Annotated in this window: 13 protein-coding genes; 5 read left to right on the top strand and 8 right to left on the bottom strand. The window is 42.9% G+C overall.

What is annotated here, in order from left to right:
• Nucleotides 1-22 precede the first annotated feature (22 nt).
• The 5 genes from LTAR_RS15010 to LTAR_RS14990 form a co-directional block, all read right to left on the bottom strand.
• Nucleotides 23-1,507, bottom strand: a complete 1,485-nt coding sequence (locus LTAR_RS15010) for an acetyl-CoA carboxylase biotin carboxylase subunit (RefSeq protein ID WP_081420017.1) — start codon at nt 1,505-1,507, stop codon at nt 23-25.
• A 12-nt stretch (nt 1,508-1,519) separates the two neighbouring features.
• Nucleotides 1,520-3,067: an acyl-CoA carboxylase subunit beta gene (locus tag LTAR_RS15005; protein ID WP_062423092.1), complete on the bottom strand. Its 1,548-nt coding sequence runs from the start codon at nt 3,065-3,067 to the stop codon at nt 1,520-1,522.
• 114 nt (nt 3,068-3,181) lie between these two features.
• Nucleotides 3,182-4,168 carry a polyprenyl synthetase family protein gene (locus LTAR_RS15000; protein ID WP_062423091.1) on the bottom strand — a complete coding sequence of 329 codons (987 nt, stop codon included), beginning with the start codon at nt 4,166-4,168 and terminating at the stop codon, nt 3,182-3,184.
• Entirely contained in the window at nt 4,153-4,950 is a 798-nt protein-coding gene (locus LTAR_RS14995; RefSeq protein WP_062423090.1) for a TatD family hydrolase, read from the bottom strand. Before LTAR_RS14995 ends, LTAR_RS15000 begins: the two co-directional genes overlap by 16 nt.
• Before the next feature lie 6 nt (nt 4,951-4,956).
• Nucleotides 4,957-6,378: a phosphoglucomutase/phosphomannomutase family protein gene (locus LTAR_RS14990; RefSeq protein WP_062423089.1), complete on the bottom strand. Its 1,422-nt coding sequence runs from the start codon at nt 6,376-6,378 to the stop codon at nt 4,957-4,959.
• Nucleotides 6,379-6,488: 110 nt separating this feature from the next.
• Between LTAR_RS14990 and LTAR_RS14985 the strand changes: the two genes are divergently transcribed.
• Both LTAR_RS14985 and mnmA read left to right on the top strand, forming a co-directional pair.
• The gene (locus tag LTAR_RS14985) at nt 6,489-7,640 is read left to right on the top strand and encodes a cysteine desulfurase family protein (RefSeq protein WP_062423088.1); all 1,152 of its coding nucleotides are present in this window, start codon (nt 6,489-6,491) and stop codon (nt 7,638-7,640) included.
• Nucleotides 7,637-8,725, top strand: a complete 1,089-nt coding sequence (gene mnmA / locus LTAR_RS14980) for a tRNA 2-thiouridine(34) synthase MnmA (protein WP_062423087.1) — start codon at nt 7,637-7,639, stop codon at nt 8,723-8,725. Before LTAR_RS14985 ends, mnmA begins: the two co-directional genes overlap by 4 nt.
• 307 nt (nt 8,726-9,032) lie before the next feature.
• Here mnmA and LTAR_RS14970 read toward each other — a convergent pair whose 3' ends face one another.
• The 3 genes from LTAR_RS14970 to trmFO form a co-directional block, all read right to left on the bottom strand.
• Nucleotides 9,033-9,242 (bottom strand): cold-shock protein, encoded by a 210-nt coding sequence (locus tag LTAR_RS14970; protein ID WP_062423085.1) that lies wholly within the window; start codon nt 9,240-9,242, stop codon nt 9,033-9,035.
• Nucleotides 9,243-9,449: 207 nt separating this feature from the next.
• Entirely contained in the window at nt 9,450-10,337 is an 888-nt protein-coding gene (locus tag LTAR_RS14965) for a M28 family peptidase (protein ID WP_062423084.1), read from the bottom strand.
• Nucleotides 10,338-10,340: 3 nt separating this feature from the next.
• Nucleotides 10,341-11,696, bottom strand: coding sequence for a methylenetetrahydrofolate--tRNA-(uracil(54)-C(5))-methyltransferase (FADH(2)-oxidizing) TrmFO (trmFO, locus tag LTAR_RS14960; RefSeq protein ID WP_062423083.1), 1,356 nt, complete (start codon nt 11,694-11,696; stop codon nt 10,341-10,343).
• Nucleotides 11,697-11,802: 106 nt separating this feature from the next.
• On the opposite strand from trmFO, the gene LTAR_RS14955 reads away from it, so the two are divergent.
• From LTAR_RS14955 to LTAR_RS14945, 3 genes are read left to right on the top strand one after another with little or no spacing between them, the layout of a single operon-like run.
• The gene (locus tag LTAR_RS14955; RefSeq protein WP_062423082.1) at nt 11,803-13,209 is read left to right on the top strand and encodes an RNA polymerase factor sigma-54; all 1,407 of its coding nucleotides are present in this window, start codon (nt 11,803-11,805) and stop codon (nt 13,207-13,209) included.
• Entirely contained in the window at nt 13,209-15,155 is a 1,947-nt protein-coding gene (locus tag LTAR_RS14950; RefSeq protein WP_062423081.1) for an ATP-binding protein, read from the top strand. Before LTAR_RS14955 ends, LTAR_RS14950 begins: the two co-directional genes overlap by 1 nt.
• A gap of 1 nt (nt 15,156) precedes the next feature.
• Nucleotides 15,157-16,326, top strand: a complete 1,170-nt coding sequence (locus tag LTAR_RS14945; protein WP_062423080.1) for a sigma-54-dependent transcriptional regulator — start codon at nt 15,157-15,159, stop codon at nt 16,324-16,326.
• Nucleotides 16,327-16,371: the final 45 nt, after the last annotated feature.

Raw genomic sequence — 16,371 nt, 5'->3', positions numbered from 1 at the left:
CCTCTACACTCTGACCAAAAGGTCATCGCATTTGTTCTTTCCACGCTTGAAATTTCCAATAACTAAAACCATCAGAATTCTCTTCGGATTTATTTCTATTGTGAATTTTATTATGTTCGATCATGGCTACGGTTAATGCCAGATCCATTTCAAAGGTTTCATCATTAATTGACGGAATCGGTTGGAAGGTATCTACATATGTAGTTGTTGCACGACCTTGAAGAAAAGGTTCAGAATCGATGATTTGGATAAGAAAATCAATATCTGTGGATAATCCACCGACTTCGAATTCTTTTAGGGCTCTGCGTAATCGACGGATAGCCAGGTTCCTATCTTCTGCATATGCAGCGACTTTGGCAAGCAAAGAATCATATTCTGGGGTAATAACCAGACCTGGATAAAGAGCAGAATCGATTCTGATCCCTGGACCGCCGGATTCACGAATGTAAGATATCTCGCCAGTAACCGGTAGGAAACCATTATCCGGATCTTCAGCGATTATTCGAGCTTCAATCGCTGAACCCCGGGTGATAATATCCTCCTGAGAAAATTGTAGCGGTTCTCCTTTCGCGAGCTGAAGCTGAGCTCTTACCAGATCAAGACCGGTTACCATTTCAGTAATCGGATGTTCCACCTGAATACGAGGATTGATCTCAATGAAATAAAAATCGTTCCTATCATCAACCAGGAATTCCACTGTTCCAAGGCTGCGATAATTTAGGGCTTTCCCCATTTGTAAAGCAGATTCGTACAGATGATTGCGTAGCGCCGGGCTTAAATCTGGCGCAGGAGCTTCTTCAATCAATTTTTGACGACGGCGTTGAATGGAACACTCACGATCACCCAGGCAGAGTATATTTCCATTTCCATCACCAATAATCTGTACTTCGATATGGCGTGCTTTTTGAACCAATGGTTCAAGATAAACTGTATCATCTCCAAACGATTTCAAAGCTTCCTGACGGGCAGACGAGAGCATTTCTTCTAGTTCAGCTTCATCATTGGCTAAACGGATACCTTTTCCTCCACCTCCAGCCACTGCTTTAATCAAAACCGGGAATGTGATATTTTGTCTAAGAGTGGAGGGAATCTCATCTTGAATCGGTTGGTCTGGACCTGGCAACACGGGTAAACCTGCCTGTCGGGCAATCCGGCGGGCGGCTAATTTATCACCCGTAAGTTCAATTGTTTGTGATCTTGGACCAATAAAAATCAGGCCAGCTTCTTCTACCATACGGGCAAACATTGAATTTTCAGAGAGAAATCCATAACCGGGATGTATTGCGTTTGCTCCAGTATCTTTGGCTGCCTGTAAAATTTTATGAATATTCAAATAACTTTCAGCCGATGGCGACTTACCTATATAGATGGCTTCGTCTGCATATCGGACGGGGAGTGATTCCCTATCTGCATCTGAAAATACGGCGATTCCAGTCAGACCCATTTCTCGGCAAGTCCGCAGAATGCGTAAAGCGATTTCACCCCGATTGGCCACCAAGACTCTCATAGATAAATCTACCTAAAGCGGAATATTTCCGTGCTTTCTTGCCGGGGTTTCCTGGCGTTTTTCGTGAAGTGATTCGAGCACTTCAATTATTCGCTGACGAGTTTGTTCAGGAAGGATGACATCATCTACAGATCCACGAGAGGCTGCTTGATACGGATTGGCGAATTCCTCTCGAAAAAGCCGCGTTTTTTCTTCAGCAGACTTTTTGGGGTTTGGAGATTCTTGAATATCCTTCCGAAAAATTATTTTGACGGCACCTTCAGGACCCATTACGGCAATTTCAGCCTGTGGCCATGCAAGGTTATAGTCACATTTCAATTGTTTGGAAGACATGACAATATATGCTCCGCCATACGCCTTCCGTAAAATGAGGGCGATTTTTGGAACAGTAGCTTCAGCATAGGCATAAATCAACTTTGCTCCATGCCGAATGATGCCATTGTGTTCCTGATCACTCCCTGGGAGGAATCCCGGGGTATCGACAAGCGTTATCAAAGGTATATGGAAGGCATCACAGAAACGGATAAACCTGGCTGCCTTATCAGAGGCATTAATATCCAAAACGCCGGCCAGATGATTGGGTTGATTGGCAACAAACCCAACGGACTTACCGTTCAATCGAGAAAAACCGATGACGATATTTTGCGCATAGTCACTTTGGACTTCGAAAAAATTACCATCATCTGCAATTAAACTTATAACATCCCGAATTTCATAAGGAATTTGCGGATCATCGGGAATCAGATTATTGATTTCTGGAAGCTGTCGTTTAGGATCATCTGAGGAATGAATTATTGGTGGTGAGGAGAGGTTATTCTGTGGTAAATAAGATAATAATTCACGAACCTGCAAAAAAGCAACTTCTTCATTGTCTGCGGAAAAGTGAGCTACTCCACTCTTTTCGCTATGGACAGACGAACCACCAAGTGATTCAAAATCAATTTCTTCATGAGTTACCGCTTTAATCACTTCTGGACCGGTAATAAACATGTTCGAGGTTTTTTCTACCATGAAAATGAAGTCATTTATTCCTGGTGAATATACAGAACCACCGGCGGTCGGCCCAAGAATTATGGATATCTGGGGAATGACTCCGGACGCTCTTGTATTTCTAAAAAAAATCTCTCCATAAGCATCCAGAGACGCCACGCCTTCTTGAATTCGAGCTCCACCAGAATCATTCAGTCCGATTATTGGTGCTCCATTCTGGTATGCGAGATCCATTAAATAGGCAATTTTCCTGCCATGCGCTTCTCCCAGAGAACCGCCTAAAATTGTGAAATCCTGGGCAAAAATGTATACCAGCCGGTTATCAATTTTTCCCCATCCGGTGACTACTCCATCTGTGTAGGGATGTTGATTTTCCATTCCAAAACCCGTGGCATGATGGGTTACATACATTCCAGTCTCAACAAAGGAGCCCGGATCGAGAAGTTTCTCAATCCGCTCGCGAGCTGTAAGCTTTCCACGAGAATGTTGTTTTTCAATTTGTGATAATCCGCCGCCGTTTAAAGCAGAAGATCTTCTCTCATTGAATGAATGTATTTTCTTATTTTCCATAAAAAACCATCATCAACCTTGTTGTCAAAGGTAAATAATGATGGTCTTTTTCTATCAAACTCTCGCAAGTTTTATCAAAGACTATAAAAAGCAATCAAATGATGTTTAAAAACGCTAAAAATTCCGACGAGCCTGTGATTGAACAAGACTAATAAGCATTTGTTTTTCAATGGTATTTGGAAGTATCTCAAGAGCATTAATACCGCGTTCTATGAATTCATCGGCAATAGAGTAGGATTTCTCGATTGTATTACGATCAATGATTTCTTGGATAAATCCTTTGATATCCTCAGATTCAGATATGCAACCTGATGTTGTAATTTTTTCAACCACTGGATGATGCGGATTATCTTCAATGAATATTTGTGTTGGCAGGGTGATTAATCCCTGACGAAGATCGCTGCCTTTGGGTTTTCCCATGACAGATTCGTCGCCTGTGAAATCGAGAATATCATCAGCAATCTGAAAAGCCATGCCAATTTCGCGGCCAAAAGTTGACAGCGCCTGTACTGTCTCTTTCCCGGCTTCGCTTATTATGCCGGCAACAGCGGCAGAGGTCTCAAAGAGAGATGCTGTTTTCGCATAGATACGTTTGTAGTACTCTTCTCTTCCAGGAAGGCATCGGGGTGAGAACATTTGGCGTACTTCCCCATTTACGATTGTTTGAAGAGTTTGCGAAAATAGTTTTAATGCTTCAATCGAAGCGGTTTCAGAAGATAGTCTGGCTGCTGTGGCAAAAAGATAATCACCAGTTAAAACTGTTGCGCCGGCAGACCATTTTGAATTCAATGTAGGGGAACCTCGTCTGAGAAGTGATCCATCGATCAAATCATCATGTACAAGAGTAGCAGTATGTAACAATTCGATTGATCCAGCCATCGTAATGATGCGATGATAATCAGCTTTCAGACACTTACCCACCAGAATTGTGATTGTTGGCCGGACTCGTTTTCCACCTGAAGAAAGTAGTAGTTCGAGAGCATTTGTCAGGTCAACATAGCTTTCCTTCATTTGTTGCCGGATAAGGTCCTCCATCTTAAGAAGGTCAGGTCGGACATAGTCAAATATGGTGGATGTGTTAATTATTACAGATTGGTCCATTGAAAAATCCTGGCGGCATTTTTTGTTGTAATTTCTTGAACTTTTTCAACCGAAATATCCCAGATTGCAGCCATTTCGTTAGCAATAAATTGAGTAAAAGCTGGTTCGTTCCTTCTCCCTCTTTTCGGATTGGGTGCCAGAAATGGTGAATCAGTCTCTAGGACTACCTTATTCCTGTCTATTGAACGGAAGATATTCCGTTTATCATCGGCATTTTTATACGTAATCGGGCCGGCAGCACCGAAATAAAATCCCAGATCTGATGCTGATCTGGCAAAGGCCATAGAGGAACTGAATGCATGCAGAATACCTGGTATTTCCGTATTCTTCCCATTCTTGATTCTCATAAGTATCCAATTCTCAAGAATGGGGAGAATGGCGTCATCTGCATCACGATTATGAATTAATACAGGTAGGTCTAATTCCATGGCAATATCTAGCTGTGCCTGAAAAACTGTTATCTGTTGACCCAGTTCCACATCTTTATGAAAAGTATCGAGACCTATCTCGCCTATGGCTACTACTTTAGGATCACCTGCTAATGTACGAAGTTCTTCAATATCTGAAGGAGCGAAACTCTGGCAATCATTCGGGTGGATGCCAACGGCCGCAAATACTTCCGGTATCCTGTGGCTAAGCGAAATCGCTTCATAGCTGGTTGCCAGATCAGTGGCCGGGACAACTATCCGTCCAACACCCACCGATCTGGCTCTGTCCAGTACTTCGGAAAGATCGTCTTCGAATAAGTTAAAGTTCAGATGGCAATGTGTATCAATAATCACAACAACCTACGATAATCCAGCAATTTTCAACCCATCCTGCAAAATAGCCTGGACTTTATCTTTATGGGTGGTCTCAGTGTAGACACGCATGATAGGTTCTGTGCCGGAGAAGCGAATAAGCATCCAGCCACCATCATCCAGCACAAATTTGTATCCATCTGTAGTATCCAATCTGACGACACCAAGCCCGCCGATGGATTTTGGTTTGGCATCCAGTATCTTTGCTTCGCGGGTTTTGCGGTCTCCCGAGAAGCTGCGGTCAACACGATCGTAGTAATGTGGACCGACAATGGAATATAATTCATCAATCAATTCAGTCGGTTTTTTGCCAGTTTTAACCATTAGATCAAGAAAATACAAACCGGCCAGAATGCCATCGCGTTCGGGAACATTTCCCCTGAAAGCGAATCCACCGGATTCTTCACCGCCAATCATGGCATCGGTTTCGGTCATTTTTGGGGCAACATATTTGAACCCAACACCTGTTTCATAGACCGGAACGTTATAAATTTCTCCGAGTTTATCAAGCATACATGTGGTGGACAATGTGCGAACAATGGCACCGCGTTCACCTCGGATTTTTAATAAGTAATAAGCCAGAAGAGCATAAACCTGCAATTGGTTGACAAAGTTACCGTTTTCATCACCAATCCCGACTCGATCTGCATCCCCATCTGTGATAATCAATACATCAGAATGGGTATCTACTGTGGTTTTCAAACCAACGTTAATATTGGGTGGAATTGGCTCCGGCCGTTTCATTTCAGGGAAAGATGGATTTCGGGTGTTGTGGATTTCGGTCACTTGAGTTTTTCCACCCGACAAAATTTCAGTAAACCAGCCAGCCCCATTTCCCCACATTGTATCGACGATAATTTTCAAACCGGCTTTCTTTATCGGTTCGACATCAATCAGGTCCTTGAGATGAGTCAAATAATCCGGTTTGGGATCAAAAATAACGATAAATCCCTTTTCCAGAGCTTCATTAGCTGGCATCCGTTTGACATCATTCATAGAATCAGGAATGCCTTTTTCAATTTGAATTAAACCTTGCGGATCAATGGCACCACCGGTGAAGTTTCGAACTTTAAAACCATTGTCAGTAGGTGGATTATGCGAAGCGGTAATGTTGATAGCTCCAGCCGCCTTTCGATGAACTACGGAAAACGCAATTACAGGAGTTGGAGTGGCACCATCAGTAAGGTAGACTTTCAGACCATTTCCAGCCAGGACTTCGGCAGCTGCCATGGCGAAGTTCTCTGATCCAAATCGTTTATCATGACCTACCACAAACCACTTCCCACTGTTACCTGTAGAAACCATGTAATTTGCGTAGCCCTGGGCGCATCTTCTCACGTTATCAAAGGTATAGTCTTCCGCAATTACTCCGCGCCAACCATCTGTTCCAAAATGAATTTGAAAAGTCATTTTGTCCTCTTGGATTAGAAAATATTTAGATTCATTATATCAGTCAGACGGATTGAACGAAAGCTGATGATACAGGCTCCCATGCTATAATCCACTTAAATTGGTATATTATGACAAATTCTGTCTACTTTGATTACGCTGCAACCACACCAGTCAGTCCGGATGTTCTGAAAGTGATGATTCCATATTTTTCAGAAATATTCGGTAATCCATCATCCATTCATCAATGGGGGCAATCGGCCGAAGCTGTTCTGGAAAAGGCACGAAGCCGTTGTGGTAAAGTGCTCAATATCCCATCTGAAAATGTCATATTCACATCGGGTGGAACCGAAAGTGACAACTTTGCGATGCGAGGATGTGCGTTTTCGCGTAGAAAATTATACGGAGCCGATGAAATAGTCATTTCTCCTGTAGAACATGATGCTGTTTCCAAAACAGCCATCCAATTAAGGGATGAATTCGGTTTTGTTTTGAAAATTCTACCGGTTGATCAGTTTGGTATGGTTGACCCTGACACAGTTCGCAATCTATTAACCAAAAAAACAGCCATAGTCTCTGTCATATATGGGAATAATGAAATCGGGACAATCAATCCAATCGCAGAGATTGGAAGAATATGTCAGGAGCAAAACATTCCATTTCACAGCGATGCCGTCCAGGCGGCTGCCCATCTGCCAATGGATATGGTAAGAGACCATCTGAACCTAATTTCAATTGGGGCTCATAAGATGTATGGTCCTAAGGGAGTAGGTCTTTTGGGGTTGAACTCGATATCAGATCTATTGCCTGTGCAGACAGGTGGAGGACAGGAAAATCATAAAAGGGCTGGCACACAGAATATTCCACTTATTATCGGTTTAGCAGAAGCTTTTTACCTGGCTCAAAATAATATTGAGGAAAGAAATGCCAGATTTTCCTACTTGAGGGACCGTTTGATCTGTAAAATATTGCATGAAATTTCTGGTTCTCAACTTACTGGTCATCCGACCCGGCGCCTGCCAAACCATGCGAGTTTTGTTTTTGATGGGATTGATGGAAACCGTCTGCTTATGTATCTTGATGCTCGCGGATTTGCGTGTTCATCGGGTTCTGCCTGCAAAGTGGGTTCACCTTCTCCTTCTGGCGTTTTGCTGGCTTTAGGAATTCAGCCTGAACTGGCTCTTGGATCTTTGAGAATAACTCTGGGAGATAAGTCAACCGAAATGCAGGTGGATGCTCTGGTCCAAGCTCTTGCAGAATCCATACAGAGAATGCGGAAATGAAAGCGGGCTTGAAAGAAAAAGTTGTTGTAGGGATGAGCGGAGGAGTGGATAGTTCCGTTGCTGCTTTGTTATTAAAACAGCAAGGATATGACGTGACAGGGATTATGTTACGTTTATGGACGGAACCCGGAAAGGAATGTGAAAACTCCTGCTGTACTCCTGAAGCAATGACAGCTGCTCGCCGAGTAGCGTCTATGCTTGAAATTCCTTTCTATGTAATTGATGCGCGCGATTTATTCCGAAAAGAGATTGTAGAATTCTTTTTTGATGGTTATAGAAGTGGCATTACGCCAAACCCATGTGTGCGTTGCAATCAGGTAATCCGTTGGGGATTCTTTCTTCAGGAGACTCAAAATTTGGGTGCTTCATATCTGGCGACCGGACACTATGCCCGGTTGGAACAGGGAAGAGATGGACGTATTATTCTGAAAAAAGGGTTGGATGAAGGAAAAGACCAATCTTATGTTCTTTCCGGGCTAACCCAGGAACAGTTGCGAGCCACGATCCTGCCAATTGGAGATTTAGAGAAACGTGTGGTGCGCGATATAGCCAGAAATTTTAACCTCCCAACGGCTGAAAAAAAGGACAGCCAGGATCTATGTTTTCTGGCTGGAGATGACTACCGCCATTTTCTTAGGAGGATGGTTCCAGAAATTCTGGAACCAGGTCCAATCGTTGATGTGAATGGAAAGAAGCTGGGTGAACATACCGGACTGCCAGAATACACAATTGGACAACGCAAAGGCTTAGGCGCGATACAGGAACCGTATTACGTCTTGCGAAAAGAAATTGAAACGAATTCTTTGGTTATCGGGAAAAAGGAAGAATTGGGTTCTGATACCTTCTTCATTGAAACCATGAATTGGATTTCGGATATATCGACGTCTTTTCCAGAAAAAGCTGAAGTGAAAATTCGATATAAAGCACCGGCTGTTCCAGCTTCAATTTCCCTTCGCGGGAATGGTGCAATTTGTGTAAAATTTGATAATAAAATCCGAGATATTACACCCGGGCAACAAGCTGTGCTCTATGACGGTGATGTATGCCTCGGAGGTGGGATAATTTCACAGGTAGCATATAAATGACACTTCCGGCGTTCCTTTTCGGCGTTCTGGTATCGACATGCCTTGGGGCAGTTTTCCATCTATGGAAAGGTGGTAGTTTCACTACTCTTTTACTTGATCTGTTGGTGAGCTGGTTGGGTTTCTGGTTGGGGCATTTTGCCGGTGTATCCGCTGGATTAGCTATTGGGACTGTTGGGCCATTGCGCTTAGGATCAGCTATCGTGGGAGGGATAATATTTCTTTCCCTCGGTTATTGGCTTTTTCAAGAGGAACCTGCCAAAAAATAAAAAAACCTCCCTGAAAGGGAGGTTTCGCCAATTTCATTTGATTAAATCAGTTTGACGTGTACAGCCTGCAAACCTTTCGGGCTTTTCTCGATGGAGAATTCCACTTTCTGGCCTTCTTCAAGGTTCTTGAATCCCTCGGCGTCGATCGCCGAGTAGTGGACAAACACATCGGGAGCTCCGTTACGCTGAATAAAGCCGTAACCTTTGCTCGTGTTGAACCACTTTACTGTGCCGGTTTCGCTATCGCTCATTGGAATACACTCCTGATACTAAAAACGGATGATGGATTGGCCTCTGTGCTTGAGAAAAGTCAAGGATGCCGGCAGGCTTAAAACAAAAACCCCGGCCTGCGGTTCGGTTTAACAGACCGGTCCCCTTTTCTTTGATCCAAATACACAATCGCCATACTTCAAATATTCTATAAAATTGAATCCAATCTGTCAATAGCCACTTTCTTATTATTGACAGAGCAGCCAATCATAGAGAGTATCACCTATCCTCTGAAGGCTGATCAGGTTTACATTTTCTAGATCGTCATGAGCGGTATGCCAGCCTGGATCAATAATATCAATTAAATCAACTGATGGTATACCTGCATCTAAAAATGGGACATGATCATCAAGGATGCCACCTGTTCCCTGTGTCAGAAAGAAATTCTCGTAGCCGAGATTTTTGGCAGAGTTGAATATAGATTCGTATATTTCCTCATCAGAATTTGACGGTGGTTGAATAGTTTGGTTGTAACCTCCCACCATATCCAATAAAATCATCTTTTCAGGTCTGAATCTATTGTTCTTAATAAATTCACGGCTTCCAAGAATCCATTCATAACCATTCAAATCGCCCTGATCTTCCAGATCAAAGAAAACAAATCCAATATTCTTCGTTGATTTTTCAGGAAGAATTCGGGAAAGCTCCAGTAAAACAGCCGTACTTGATCCTCCATCGTTTGAACCTGGAACCGGGAAGTCCTGAAAATCTTCGTCTTTGTCATGATCTGCTTTCATGCGCGAATCATAGTGAGAACCCAGGAGAATGGAAATTTGTTTTTTCCCTTTCCATGCCAGTATGTTGTGATACGGTAAACCAGACATCTGACCAGACTGAAGTTCCACTGTCCAACCGTTTTGTCGAAGGGTATTTATTATGTAATTCTGTGCATTTTCATGGGCGGTTGAACCAGGAATACGCGGACCAAAGCCTTGCATTTTGGTGAGATAAGAAAATGCCTGGAAAGATTGGAATGAAGTTCTCCCAAACGGATTAAAAATAATGGCTACGAAAACAAGTAAACATGTGGAAAGAAGGAGAACCGATTTTAATACTGTATGAATTGATTTTTCCATAATCTATCGTAATTGATCTCCAACTTCTTGAAGATAAGTATCCATCGCTAATGAAGCATTTTCAACATACTGGGTGGTTCTTTCAAGGCGGCCAACATATCTGTTTTTTATTTCTGGAAGAAGGCCGAAATTTGCTTTTATCGGTTGAAAATGATCTGGTGAACTTTCTGTAATATATCGGCAAAGTGCACCTATCATGGTAGTTGGAGGAAATACAAGCAGATCAGAATTCCTTAAAAAATTGACGGCATTGATTCCTGCCAGCAATCCGGAGGAAATATTGCCCAGATAACCTTCAATACCAGTTATTTGCCCGGCAAAAAAAACATCAGGGCGTATTTTGGATTGCATGGTTGGGAATAAAACTGTAGGTGATGCAATGAATGTATTCCGATGCATTTGCCCCAATCGAATAAATTCTGCATGTTTTAATCCGGGAATCATGCGAAAAACACGTTTTTGTTCTGGATAGGTAAGATTGGTTTGAAACCCTACCATGTTGTATAGCGATCCAGATAAATCATCCTGGCGTAACTGCGCCACAGCGTAAGGTCTCTGGTTTGTACGTGGGTCCATCAATCCAATAGGGCGCATTGGTCCAAAGGTCAGGGCTTTTTGGCCCCGTTCAGCCATTATTTCAATAGGAAGGCAGCCTTCAAAAAACTTGCTTTTCCCGGCATTCACTCCGTCAACTATATTTTTCTCATCGATTTTTAGAGGTATCCGATCTGCGGTCACCAGGGCTGAAACAAATGCATCAAATTCGTCTCTGGACATAGGACAATTGATATAGTCTGCCGTCTGACCTTTTTCAGCTGCAAATCGTGATGCTGAAAAGGCGATGGAAAAATCTATGGAATCTCGAAAAATGATGGGCGCAACTGCATCATAAAAAAACAGGTTATTTTGACCGGTAAATTTTGCGACAGCTTCTGCCAATGAAGGAGAAGTAAGGGGACCAGAAGCAAGAATTGTCGGACTATCAGGCAGGGTTTTTATCTCATACCGGATAAGGTGAAAGTTTGGAAATTTACCAAGCTCTTGTTCCACCTTGTGTGAAAAAGTATTCCGGTCTACTGATAATGAACTTCCAGACGGAACCGCTGTAGCTCTGGAAATTCGAAGTAATAGTGAGTCCAATTTTTCCAATTCATGCATCAATAATCCTGACGCACGGTCTGGAAGCAGGGAACCCAGGGAATTTGAGCATACCAGTTCTGCAAGATTCCCTGTTATGTGGGCTGACGTGGATGTCAAAGGCCGCATTTCGTATAGTTTGACAGAGACTCCTCGTTTTAAGGCCTGATATGCCGCTTCGCAACCAGCCAAACCACCGCCAACAATGATCAGTTCATTCATTGATATATATTCAATCCTATATTTATGATTGTACCTGAAAGTTACTGGCACAAAACTTGCATATATAACAATATAAGGATATACTGATCGGAAGGTTAGGGATGCTATGTTTCAAACTCACCAACAATCTCTTCGACCATTAACGACCGCTCATCTGGCTCAAACAATGACATTATTGAGCCTGACGGCAGATGAACTTCGCGAACAAATTGAATCTGAACTTGCTTCAAATCCTGCGCTTGAATTAATTGAAGAACGCCGGTGCCCTACATGTCATAGACTTTTGCCGCCTCAGGGAGCATGCCCGACTTGCAGCTCTCCGAAATCAGATGCGGTAGAAGAACCCATTGTATTCGTTTCTCCCAGAGAAGATTTTAATTTTAGCTCGGGAACCAGCACTGAAGATATGCCGGAAGACAATTATTCATCCACAGTAGAAGATCTTCCTACGTTTGTTCTCCGTCAAATTGCTTCAGAATTGGATCCGTCTGAACGGGCAATAGCGGCTTATTTCTTAACCCATCTGGATGATGATGGACTTATATCAATAGAACTACTTGAAATTGCTCGATACTTTCATGTTCCCCTGGCGAAGGTGGAAGCCATTCAAAAGAAAATTCAACACGCAGAACCTTATGGAGTTGGTTCGCGTTCACCACAAGAAGCGCTTCTGGTTCAGCTGGATATGTTGGGTGAGGCCCATGATATTCCTGCGCTTGCCCGGCCAATGATTGAAAAAGAAATGAATCTCCTATCACGGCATCAATATGCCGAATTGGCGAGAGCGTTCAAGGTAAGTTTGCGGACAGTACATCAGACGGTGGCATTCATAAGTGAAAATCTGAATCCGTATCCAGCACGCTCTCACTGGGGTGATGTTCGGCAATCAACAGAAACACCTCCACAGGTTTATCATCGGCCAGATATATTAATCTCATACTTGAATGATGACCCGGCCAAACCGCTTGTTATCGAAATTATTATGCCGCTGAATGGAACGTTGCGTGTAAATCCGATGTTTCGTTCTGCCATTCATGAAGCCAATCAAGATAAAAAAGATGATTGGAAAAATGATCTGGAACGTGCCTCGTTATTTGTGAAATGCTTGCAGCAGAGAAACCATACCATAACACGATTGATGCAGCGAGTTGCTTCTCTACAGCGAACATTTATTTGCCGGGGAGAGAAATATTTGAAACCTGTTACACGGGCTCAACTATCTGTGGAATTAGGTGTGCATGAATCAACTATCTCTCGGGCTGTGGCAAATAAAGCTGTCCAATTACCGAACGGACGGATTGTTCCCCTGGCCATGTTCTTTGACCGATCGCTGAATGTCCGCAAAGTGCTTAAAGAGATCATTGAGAAAGAGGGACGGTCATTGAGCGATACCGAAATCGCCGGTTTGTTATCTGAACAGGGTTATCAAGTGGCTCGTCGTACAGTAGCCAAATATCGTGCCATGGAAGGGATTTTACCTGCGCATTTAAGGAGACCAACGCCCGGAGTTTGATGAGCGAAACCAGCACGAATAACCTTTCAACCCCACCAATAAATCGACCGAAAATTCCAGGTGTTCAAGAATTTTCATTCTTATTGAATGCTTTTACGGATGCGGCCGTAGTTTTGGATTTAAGAACCCTTTTTATCTATCAATCAAACCCGGCTTTCATTCAATTAACGGCTTATTCTCAAATCGAGTTGGCCGGATTATCTATTGTAGATGTACTGCCTGATTTTTCGCAGGAATTTTTCATTTCTGGGGAACCCTTAATCGCCAACCTGTCACGTCGAAAGCGTAATTCCATCCCAGTTATAGTCCAAGGTACCCTTTTGAATTCTGAACATACCTGGGGATTATTAACAATGGTACCTGAGGCCAAGCATGCAGAATCTCAAGGTGTTTGGCAAACAGATCTTTACACAGGATTGATGGATCTGGCAACGATTAGAGAGGAACCGAATCTCGAAAAATCCTTAATTAAAGGTTTTGAGATTGCCCGATTAATGACACGGGCAAAAAACATCTGTATTTATAAGGCAGACAGCCAACAACCGCGTTTAATCCGAATTTCTTTTAATAAACAATCAGAAGTTTTTCCAGAAATACTGCCGTCAAGCGATTTGGTGCAATTGGCATCACCAACAATGTGGATACCTGGCAAGAAAGTGATTGCTGAAGTACAGCGGGCTGCCCTGGTTGCCAACCTTAATTTTGTCTCTACCATTCCACTAGGTCAAAGAAATGCCATGTTTGGATTGTTAGTAGTTGGTGACCAGGATGGACAACCGGCAGAGCGATTGGAAAACATAATGCAGGTTCTTTCCGCCCATTTGACGGCAGCATTACAACATTTCATTTTGATTGATAACCTGAGAAAAGAAGTGCAAATACAGAAATTGACGTCAGATATTCGGGGAACTGTATTTGAGCATACTCAGGAAGGTATTTTATTCATATCACCTGATTTACATATTGTTGAAATTAATCCAGCAGCAGAATGGATGCTTCAGTATGCTGCATGGGAAGTAAAAAACCAACCTGTTTCCAATGTTGTAATTGGACCTGACAGAATGATGACGGTATTGGAATCTTGCTGTCAGGGTATTCCCACACATAATATGGGAAATGTGTACGTTCATCGCCGTAATGGACAGTCTTTCCCAGCGCACATCCAGGTTGTTCCGGTTATGAAGGAAAAAGAGCTGTTGGGAATCGTTATGTTTATTCGGGATATCAGTGAACATGAACAGATTAGATTGCGGAGTCAACAATTGGAGCAGAGGGCATTGTTGGGAGAATTTACCGCCATTTTTGCCCACGAGGTTCGAAATCCAATTAATAATATCTCCACAGGTCTGCAATTGATTTCCGCCCGTTTGCCGAAAGAGGATGTCAATGTGGATGTGTTGGATCGGATGATGGGTGATTGCACACGTCTTGATCATCTAATGGAATCCATCCTGGCATTTTCCAAACCGCAAGAATTACGTCTTGAGAAAATTGATATCATCATGTTTCTTCAACGTATTCTTGATAGATGGCGTCCAAGATTGGCCCGTGTCAATGTACAACCGTTTTTTTCTGTGTCTCAATCTGTGCCACAGATAAATGGTGATCCAAGAGCTCTTGAACAGGTATTTACTAACCTGATTTCCAATGCTATTGATGCTATGAGTCAAAACGGTGGTACATTGGCTATTCATGTCAATCCAGACCACAGTCTGCCCAACCGACCGCAGGTGGAGATTACTGTTTCTGATAACGGACCTGGAATTCCTGATGAAATTCGTGAACGGATTTTTGAACCATTTGTGACTACAAAATCTCATGGTACAGGTTTAGGATTGGCGATAACAAAACGAATTGTCACTGCCCATCAGGGCAATATCACGGTAAAATCGTTCCCGGGGGGAACCATCTTCCACGTTTATTTACCAGCGTGCAGCGGAGACTGATATGGGTACAAATGTTTTGATCGTTGATGATGAAGAAAACGCGAGAAGGAATATTGGCGAATATCTTTCAGCCAAAGGTTATGAGGTCACCGGTGCTGGAACTTTGAAGGAAGCTCGCGAATTGATCATGAATGGTGTGGGTGATGTCATCCTTCTTGATGTTCAATTGCCCGATGGTTATGGCCCAAATCTTTTATATGAAGTGGATTCATTGCCAGCCAGACCACCTATCATAGTAATAACAGGCTATGGAGACATTGAAACGGCTGTAGATGCCATGAAAAATGGCGCACATGATTTTCTTACAAAACCTGTGAAAATGCAGCAATTAGAGCAATCGATTGAACGGGCGCAGGAAATCGTTTCCATGCGCCGTGAGCTGGCATATTTGCGGCAGAAACAAAAAAATATTGACTTTATTGTTGGAAAAAGTGAAAAAATGAAGACTGTCATTGAGCATGCTCAAAGGGCAGCTCAGGCATCAGTATCCGTGCTCATCACAGGCGAAACAGGAACAGGAAAAGAAGTTCTTGCTCAGTTTATTCATAAATCCGGACCACGGGCAAATAAGCAATTTGTTGCCATTAATTGTGCGGCCATCCAACCAACTGTTCTGGAATCTGAACTATTTGGTTATGAAAAAGGTGCTTTTACAGGCGCAGATACACGCAAACATGGTCTGATGGAAATAGCCGATGGGGGTGTTCTATTTCTGGATGAGATATCCAAGATGCCGCTGGAAATCCAATCAAAACTGTTGCGCGCCGTGGAAGAAAAAGCGATCCGCCGGGTAGGTGGAACTACCACTAACAAAGTGGATATCCAGGTAATATCTGCATCCAACCGCGATCTGGTCAAAATGATGAAAGACGGAGAGTTCCGCGAAGACTTGTATTACCGCCTGAAAGTGGTTGATCTTGACCTTCCACCTTTAAGAGAACGCAAGGAAGATATACCAGAATTGGTGGGATTTTTTATGCGTGAGCAGAATGCCCGTCAGGGATTAAATATCACCGATATTACTCCAAAAGCAATGCAGGCATTGATTGCTTACGATTGGCCGGGGAATATTCGTGAGTTGAATCATGATATTGAACGTGCCATGCTGTTCTGTGATGATCCGGTTTTGGATATCAATCACCTTCCTATGGATATACGGAAAAGCTTATAGAAAGCTGTGGCACAATAATTGCATCATCCTCCTGAGAAAGCAATT

This window comes from Leptolinea tardivitalis (assembly GCF_001050275.1).
Taxonomy (GTDB): domain Bacteria; phylum Chloroflexota; class Anaerolineae; order Anaerolineales; family Anaerolineaceae; genus Leptolinea; species Leptolinea tardivitalis.
Note: the sequence above shows the minus strand (reverse complement) of the source record. Positions and strands in the feature narration are given on the sequence as shown.

Bases quoted from the DNA above. Each gene is read 5' to 3' on its own strand.
- LTAR_RS15010 (WP_081420017.1), bottom strand. From the start codon at position 1,507: ATGAGAGTCTTGGTGGCCAATCGGGGTGAAATCGCTTTACGCATTCTG.
- LTAR_RS15005 (WP_062423092.1), bottom strand. From the start codon at position 3,067: ATGGAAAATAAGAAAATACATTCATTCAATGAGAGAAGATCTTCTGCT.
- LTAR_RS15000 (WP_062423091.1), bottom strand. From the start codon at position 4,168: ATGGACCAATCTGTAATAATTAACACATCCACCATATTTGACTATGTC.
- LTAR_RS14990 (WP_062423089.1), bottom strand. From the start codon at position 6,378: ATGACTTTTCAAATTCATTTTGGAACAGATGGTTGGCGCGGAGTAATT.
- LTAR_RS14985 (WP_062423088.1), top strand. From the start codon at position 6,489: ATGACAAATTCTGTCTACTTTGATTACGCTGCAACCACACCAGTCAGT.
- mnmA (WP_062423087.1), top strand. From the start codon at position 7,637: ATGAAAGCGGGCTTGAAAGAAAAAGTTGTTGTAGGGATGAGCGGAGGA.
- LTAR_RS14970 (WP_062423085.1), bottom strand. From the start codon at position 9,242: ATGAGCGATAGCGAAACCGGCACAGTAAAGTGGTTCAACACGAGCAAA.
- LTAR_RS14965 (WP_062423084.1), bottom strand. From the start codon at position 10,337: ATGGAAAAATCAATTCATACAGTATTAAAATCGGTTCTCCTTCTTTCC.
- trmFO (WP_062423083.1), bottom strand. From the start codon at position 11,696: ATGAATGAACTGATCATTGTTGGCGGTGGTTTGGCTGGTTGCGAAGCG.
- LTAR_RS14955 (WP_062423082.1), top strand. From the start codon at position 11,803: ATGTTTCAAACTCACCAACAATCTCTTCGACCATTAACGACCGCTCAT.
- LTAR_RS14950 (WP_062423081.1), top strand. From the start codon at position 13,209: ATGAGCGAAACCAGCACGAATAACCTTTCAACCCCACCAATAAATCGA.
- LTAR_RS14945 (WP_062423080.1), top strand. From the start codon at position 15,157: ATGGGTACAAATGTTTTGATCGTTGATGATGAAGAAAACGCGAGAAGG.